This is a genomic window from Cellulomonas sp. EB106-03-03-XG116, assembly GCF_058792015.1.
Genome location: NZ_JBYTEP010000003.1, coordinates 128,604 through 135,994 on the forward strand (window position 1 = coordinate 128,604; position 7,391 = coordinate 135,994).

Here is a 7,391-nt window from a genome sequence, read left to right on the forward strand (position 1 = left end):
CACCGTGGACTACCTGGACCCCGCCCTGCCCGTCGCCGACCGCGTCGCCGACCTGCTCGCGCGCATGACGCTCGCCGAGAAGGTCGGGCAGATGATGCAGCTCTCGGCCCCGGACGGCCTGAAGGAGCAGGTGCTGGAGAAGCACGTCGGCTCGATCCTGCACCCGACGCCCGAGCTGGTGGCCGAGGCGCACGACCTCACCGAGCAGACCCGGCTGCGGATCCCGCTGCTGGTCGGCGACGACGCCATCCACGGCCACTCGTTCTGCGACGGCGCGACGATCTTCCCGACCCAGCTCGGCATGGCGGCGACCTGGTCGCCCGCGCTGGTCGAGCGGATGGCGCGCGCCACCGCGGTCGAGGCCGCCGCGACCGGCCTGCACTGGACCTTCTCCCCGGTGCTGTGCGTCGCCCGGGACCTGCGGTGGGGACGCGTGGACGAGACGTTCGGCGAGGACCCGTTCCTCATCGGCGAGCTCGGCAGCGCCGCGGTCCGCGGGTACCAGGGGACCGGCCTCGCGGACCCGACGGCGGTGCTCGCGACCGCCAAGCACTTCGCGGGGTACTCCGAGACCCAGGGCGGCCGGGACGCGTCCGAGGCGGACCTGTCGCCCCGGAAGCTCCGGTCCTGGTTCCTGCCGCCGTTCGAGCGGGTGGCCCGCGAGGGCTGCGGCACGTTCATGCTCGGCTACCAGACGATCGACGGGGTCCCGATCACCGTCAACGACTGGCTGCTCTCCGACGTGCTGCGCGGCGAGTGGGGCTACACCGGCATGCTCGTGACCGACTGGGACAACGTCGGGCGCATGGTCTGGGAGCAGCAGGTGCAGCCCGACCACGTGCACGCGTCCGCCGCGGCGGTCCGGGCGGGCAACGACATGATCATGACGACCGCCGGGTTCTTCGAGGGCGCGCAGGAGGCGGTGGCCCGCGGGCTCGTCGCGGAGGCCGACCTCGACGCGGCGGTGTCCCGGATCCTCACGCTCAAGTTCGAGCTCGGGCTGTTCGAGGACCGCCGCCGGCCGGACCCCGCGACGATGGCCGCGGTCGTCGGGTCGCACCAGGACCTCAACCTGGAGCTGACCCGGCGGTCGCTGGTGCTGCTGCGGAACTCCGGCGTGCTGCCGCTGGCGGGCGGGGCGACCGAGGAGCGTCCGCAGCGGGTCGCCGTCGTCGGCCCGCTCGCGGACGACCCGCAGACCCAGCTCGGCGACTGGGCCGGGTCCTCGGGCCAGGTCGCGTGGATGGCGCACGGGCAGCCCCGCGACATGATCACCACCGTGCTCGACGGTCTCCGCGACGGGGTGCCGGACGGCTGGACGGTCACCTACTCCCCCGGCGCCGACATCCTCACGCACGAGGACGACCCCGAGGGCCCGTACTTCCCGGACGGGCAGCCCCGGCCGCAGGTCGTGGCGCCGGCGCCGGTCGACCCCGACCAGCTCGAGGCGGCGGTCGCGGCGGCAAGGGACGCCGACGTGGTCGTGGCGGTGGTCGGCGACCGGATCGAGCTGGTCGGCGAGGGCACCTCGACCGCGACGCTGGAGCTGCTGGGCGGGCAGGTGGCGCTGCTGGAGGCCGTCGCGGCCACCGGGACGCCGCTCGTCGTCGTGCTGCAGGCCTCGAAGCCGCTGGTGCTGCCGCCCGCCGCCCTCGCGGCGGACGCGCTGGTCTGGACGGCGCACCCCGGCATGACCGGCGGGCGCGCGCTGGCGGACCTGCTGCTCGGGCGGATCGAGCCCAGCGGGCGGCTGCCGATCTCGTTCGCCCGGCACGTCGGGCAGCAGCCGATCTACTACAACCAGGTCCGGGGCCAGCACGGGGTGCGGTACGCCGACCTCACGCAGGACCCGGCGTTCGCGTTCGGCGAGGGTCTGTCGTACACGACCGTCGAGTACGCCGACCTCGTGGTCGACACCGCCGAGGTGCCCGTCGACGGCACCGTCCGGGCGCGCGTGACGGTGACCAACACCGGCGGGCGGCCCGCGCTGGAGACGGTGCAGGTGTACGTCCGGGATCTCGTGACGTCGGCGTCCTGGGCGGACCGGGAGCTGAAGGCGTTCACCCAGGTCGCGCTCGCGCCGGGCGAGTCCGTCACGGTGCCGCTCGTGCTGCCGGCGGCGGACTGCTCGATCGTGGACGCCGCCGGGCGCCGCGTGGTGGAGCCCGGGGACTTCGAGCTGCTCGTCGGCCCGAGCAGCCGGCCGCGGGACCTGGTGCGCGCGTCGTTCCGGGTGACGGACGGGGCGGGCGCGTGAGCGCCGCTGACGCGGTCGCCGGATGGTCCGACGACCCGACACCGGCCGACGACCTCGCGCGCCCGGTCGACCCGGCGACCTTCCCGGTCACGCCCCGCGACCGCGACGACGCCCACCCGGGCCGCCGCGGCGACGAGGTGGGCGACGGCCCGTTCGGGCGCGCCGTGGCCGGGTTCGCCTGGGGCGCCGGGCTGTCGGCCCTGCTCGCCGCGGCGAACCTGCCGCTGGTCGCGCTCGCGCTGCTGCTGCGCCCGGACCCGTCGCTCGCCTGGCTGGTCGCGCTCGCGGCCGTCCCGGCGGGTCCCGCGCTGTCGGCCGGGCTGTACGCGGTGCGCCAGCACTACGTCGATCCGGGCGTCCCGCTGCCGCGGGCGTTCGGCCGCGGCTACCGGCTCGGCTGGCGCGAGGCGCTCGCCGTCTCGGCGCCGGTGTGCCTGGTCGCCGGCCTGGTCGCGGTCGTCGGCGCGGGCGCCCGGTCCTCCGGCGTCCCCGCGCTGGTCGCCGGGCTCGCGCCGGGCGCCGCCGTGCTGCTGGTGCTCGTGGCGCTGCACGCGCTCGCGCTGCGCACGTTCTTCCGCCTCCCGCTCGCCGCCGCCTGGCAGGCGGGCGCCTACTACCTCGTCGCGCGGTGGCGCGCCTCGCTGGGGACGCTCGCGCTCCTGGCCGGGGCGGTCGCCGTCGCGGCTGCGGCCTCCGACCTGCTCCTCGTCCTGATCGGAGGCGTGTGGGTGTGGCTCTGGTACCGCACCACCGCGGGGATGCTGCGCGACGCGGTCGCGCGGTTCCTGCGCCCGACGACGACCACCCGACCGCTCGACCCCGGGGACTCCCACCATGTCTGACACCCTGACCCGCCTGCACCGGGACCGCACCGACCGCACCCGCACGGTCGAGGCCGGCGGCGGCCTCGCCGTCCGGATCACGCCCGCCGGCGACGTCGCCGGGATCACCGCGCCCGGCGGGCGCCTGATCAACCAGTACCGGATCGGCGCGCACGACGCCGGGATCGCCGGGCCGTTCCTGCGCCGGACCGGTGCCGACGGGACGGTCACGCACGTACCGCTGACCGGCAGCCGGTCGGGCGCGTCCTGGCGGGCCGGCGAGGGCGCCGTGCGGTGGACGGGCGCGGGCCTCGGCGCGGCGTGGACCGTCGACCTGGCGCTCGACCCCGCGCGGACGGCGCTGGTGTGGCGGATCGCGCTCTCGCGCTCCGAGGACGGCGCGGAGGGCGCGACGTGGGACGTCGCCGCCACGCAGGACCTCTCGCTCGCGCCGGAGCAGGCCGCCTCCTCCTCCGAGCCGTACGTCTCGCAGTACGTGGCGCACCGGCTCGCGGAGTCCGCGGCGCTGGGCACGGTGGTGCTGTCCCGGCAGACGATGACCTCGGCCCCCGCGCTGCCGCTGTTCGCGCTCGCGATCGCCGAGGGCTCCGTCGCCGCCGGGACCGACGGGTTCGACCTCTACGGGCCCCCGGCGCGCGCCGGCGTCACCCCGGCGTTCCTGTCCGGGGCCCCGTGGCCCGACCGGGTCCGGCAGCACGAGATGGCGATGGCGGGGCTGCTGTCCCGGGCCTCGACGCTGGCCGAGCCGCTGGTCCTGCACGTCGTGGGCCGGTACTGGGACGACCGCCGCGGCGCCGTGCTCGCCGCGCTGCCCGACGTCGAGGCCGAGGTGCCCGCGCTGGTGGCGCTGGCCGACGCGGCGGCCGCGGCCGGCGGGGGCGGCGTCCCGGTCGACTCCGCCGCCGCGCGCTCCCTGCTGGCCACCGCGCCGCTGCTCGGTGGCGCGCCGCTCGCGGACGCCGACCTGCTGGCGCTCGGCGGGGCGGACGGCGCCCGGCACGTCGAGCACGACGCGACCGGCCGCGTGCTGTCGTCCTTCACCCCCGCCGGCGCCCACGTCGTCCGGGGGGAGAAGGACCGCGACCTGCTGCGCCCGCACGGCCACGTGCTGCTCGCCGGCGACTCGCTGAGCCCCGACCGCGCCGTGCTGTCGACCACCGTCTTCGCGCACGGCGTGTTCGGCTCGCACACCGTGCTCGGCAACACCAGCTTCGACACCCTGACGACGGTGCACCGGAACCACCTCAACCTGCTGCGGGCCAACGGCGTCCGGGTGCTGGTCGACGTCGACGGCGCCTGGCGGCTGCTCGGGGCCCCCTCGGCGTTCGTGCTCGACGTCGGGGAGGCCCGCTGGGTCTACGACCTGCCGGGCGTCCGGCTCGAGGTGCGCACGGTGGCGGACGCGTCGCGGGACGCGCTGCTGCTCGAGGTGCTCGCCTCGGCCCCCGTCGACGTGCTCGTCACCACCGAGGTCGAGCTCGGCGGCGGCGCGTGGCAGGCGCGTGCGGAGGACGGCGCGGTCGTGCTGGTGGCCGACGAGGACACCGCCACGCGCCGGCACCACCCCGGCCTCGCCTACGTGCTGGCCGCGACCCCGGGCGCGGACATCGCCGGCGACGACCCGCTGTACGCGGACGGGGCGCCGCGCGGGACCTCGGTGGTGACCGTGCGCGGCACCGCCGGCCCGGGCGCGGCGCTGCGGATCGCGACCACGGCCGACCGGGACGGCGGGCGGGCCGCCGCGGACCTGGCCCTCGACGTCGTGGCGCGCGGGCTCGACGCCGAGCGCGAGGCGGCGGGCCACCGCGCCACCCTCGGCCGACTGACCCGCGGGCTCGCCGTGGCGGAGGGCTCGCGGCTCGCGGAGCTCGAGACCCTGCTGCCGTGGTGGGCGAACGACGCGCGCGTGCACTACCTGGTGCCGCACGGCCTCGAGCAGTACCAGGGCGCGGCGTGGGGCACCCGCGACGTCTGCCAGGGGCCGTTCGAGCTGCTGCTGGCCGCGGGTCGCCTCGACGGCTGCCGGGACGTCGTGCTGCGGGTGCTCGGGTCGCAGGCCGTCGACGGCACGTTCCCGCAGTGGTTCATGTTCGACGCGTACGCCGAGATCCTCCAGGAGCACGCGCACGGCGACGTCGTGCACTGGCCGCTGTTCGCGCTGGGCCAGTACCTGCGGGCGTCGGGCGACGTGGGCGTGCTGGACGCGCCGGTGCCGTTCCGCACCGGCGAGCCCGCGACCGTGGCCGACCACCTCGACGCCCTGGTCCGGCACCTGGAGACCGACCTGGTGCCCGGCACCTCGCTGCCCGCGTACGGCGACGGGGACTGGGACGACACCCTGCAGCCCGCCCGCTCCGAGATGCGCGCGTCGATGGCCTCGACGTGGACCACTGCGCTCGCCGTCCAGGCGCTGGAGCTCGCCGCCGAGCAGCTGCGCGCCGCCCCCGCCGCGGCGGGCCTGGTCGCCCGCATGGACGCGCTCGGGTCCGCGATCGCGGCGGACCTGCGCCGGCACATGCTGCCGGACGGGGTCGCGGCCGGGTTCGTCACGGTCGTCGACGGCGTGGCGACCCCGGTCATCCACCCGCGCGACACGTCCACCGGCCTGACCTACCGACTGATCCCGATGACGCAGCTCGTGCTCGCCGGGGTCCTCGACCAGGACGAGGCCGACCGGCACGAGGCGATCGTCCGGGAGCACCTGCTGTTCCCCGACGGCGTGCGGCTGACGGACCGGCCGACCCGGTTCGCAGACGGCGAGACGGAGTCGTTCCGGCGTGCCGAGCAGGCGGCCTTCTTCGGGCGCGAGGTCGGGCTCATGTACGCGCACGCGCACATCCGGTGGGCCGAGGCGCTGGCCGCGCTCGGGCGGGCGGACGTCGCCGACGAGCTGCTCCGGCTGTCCCCGATCGGGATGCGCGAGCGGGTGCCGAGCGCCCTGCCCCGGCAGCGGACCTGCTACACCTCGTCGTCGGACGCCGCCTTCCCCGACCGGTACACCGCGGCGCGGGACTTCGAGCTGCTCCGCACCGGCGAGGTGCTCACCGCCGACGGCTGGCGGGTGTACTCCTCGGGCCCCGGGATCTACCTGCGCCAGGTGCTGCACGGGCTGCTGGGCCTGGACGAGCGCCGCGACGTGCTCGTCGTCGGCCCGACCCTGGCCGCGGAGGACGACGGGCTGGAGGTCGCGCTCGACCTGGCCGGCGCCCGGCGGACGGTGCGGTACCGGGTCGACCCGGCGGCCACGTCCGTCGCGGTCCGCGTCGACGGCCGGCACGTCCCGACCACGCCGGTTTCGCACCCCTACCGGTGGCCGAGCGCCGCGCTCGACCTGGCGCTGCTCGACGGCGCGTCGGTCGTCGAGGTGACGACGCCGGCCGGCACCCGGCCGTGACGGCGGCGCTGCGCGTCGGCACGTACAACCTGTGGGTCGCGCACTGGCCGGCCACCCGGACGTACGACCGCGCGCCGCTGGTCCGCGCGGCGCTGGACCACGTCGACGTCCTCGGCACCCAGGAGGGCACCACCGCCCACCTCGCGGCGCTGACGGACGGCACGGGGTTCGCCGCCGTCGGGCGGTCGCGGGACGGCGGGACCGCCGGGGAGCACTCGGCGGTCCTCTACCGGACCGCGCGCCTGGCGGTGCTCGCGACCGGGGACTTCTGGCTCTCCCCCACCCCCGACGTGCCGAGCACCGGGTGGGACGCGCCGACGTACCGCCGGCTGTGCACCTGGGCGCGGTTCCGCGACCTCGCGACCGGGTCGACGTTCGCGCTGCTCAACGCGCACCTCGACCACGAGGGGGCGCGGGCCCGGGTCGAGTCGGCGCGGCTGCTGCTCGAACGCGCCGCGGTCGTCGCCGAGGGCGGCCCGGTCGTGCTCACCGGCGACCTCAACGCCGAGCCGGGGTCGGAGCCGCTCCGGGTGCTGCTCGGTGGTGGGTTGCTGGACGCCCGCGAGACGAGCGCGACGTCTCCGGTCGGTCCGCCGACCACGTTCACGCAGCTGCTCGACCCGGACGCGCCGGTCCCCGGGGACGCACCCCGGCAGCGGATCGACCACGTGCTGGTGAGCCCCGACGTGGTGGTCGAGTCGTACGCGGTGCTCGACGCCCGCCCGGGCGGCCACCACCCGTCGGACCACGACCCGGTCGTGGCGACCCTCCGCCTCCCGCCCCCGGCCTGACCCCGGACCCGGCCGGCCCAACCCACCACCCGCGCGCCCGACACCGCCCCACCCGCAGCCTCGAGAGTGGAACGTGGTGACCGACACGCCGACGGCGTGTCGGTCAC

At 76.9% G+C, this 7,391-nt stretch carries 4 protein-coding genes; all 4 read left to right on the forward strand.

Annotated elements, in window-relative coordinates:
- The first annotated feature begins 4 nt into the window (after window positions 1–4).
- Genes AC3WUG_RS02620 through AC3WUG_RS02635 form a run of 4 tightly spaced genes read left to right on the forward strand, consistent with a single transcriptional unit; the run spans window position 5 to window position 7,284 of the window.
- Entirely contained in the window at window positions 5–2,257 is a 2,253-nt protein-coding gene (locus tag AC3WUG_RS02620; RefSeq protein ID WP_492326219.1) for an exo-beta-d-1,3/1,6-glucosidase, read from the forward strand.
- A complete protein-coding gene (locus AC3WUG_RS02625) occupies window positions 2,254–3,099 on the forward strand; it encodes a hypothetical protein (protein ID WP_492326220.1) in 846 nt (281 codons plus the stop codon). The genes AC3WUG_RS02620 and AC3WUG_RS02625 overlap by 4 nt, the downstream gene beginning before the upstream one ends.
- Window positions 3,092–6,493, forward strand: a complete 3,402-nt coding sequence (locus tag AC3WUG_RS02630; RefSeq protein WP_492326221.1) for a hypothetical protein — start codon at window positions 3,092–3,094, stop codon at window positions 6,491–6,493. The genes AC3WUG_RS02625 and AC3WUG_RS02630 overlap by 8 nt, the downstream gene beginning before the upstream one ends.
- Window positions 6,490–7,284, forward strand: a complete 795-nt coding sequence (locus AC3WUG_RS02635; RefSeq protein ID WP_492326222.1) for an endonuclease/exonuclease/phosphatase family protein — start codon at window positions 6,490–6,492, stop codon at window positions 7,282–7,284. The genes AC3WUG_RS02630 and AC3WUG_RS02635 overlap by 4 nt, the downstream gene beginning before the upstream one ends.
- The last annotated feature ends 107 nt before the right edge of the window (window positions 7,285–7,391 follow it).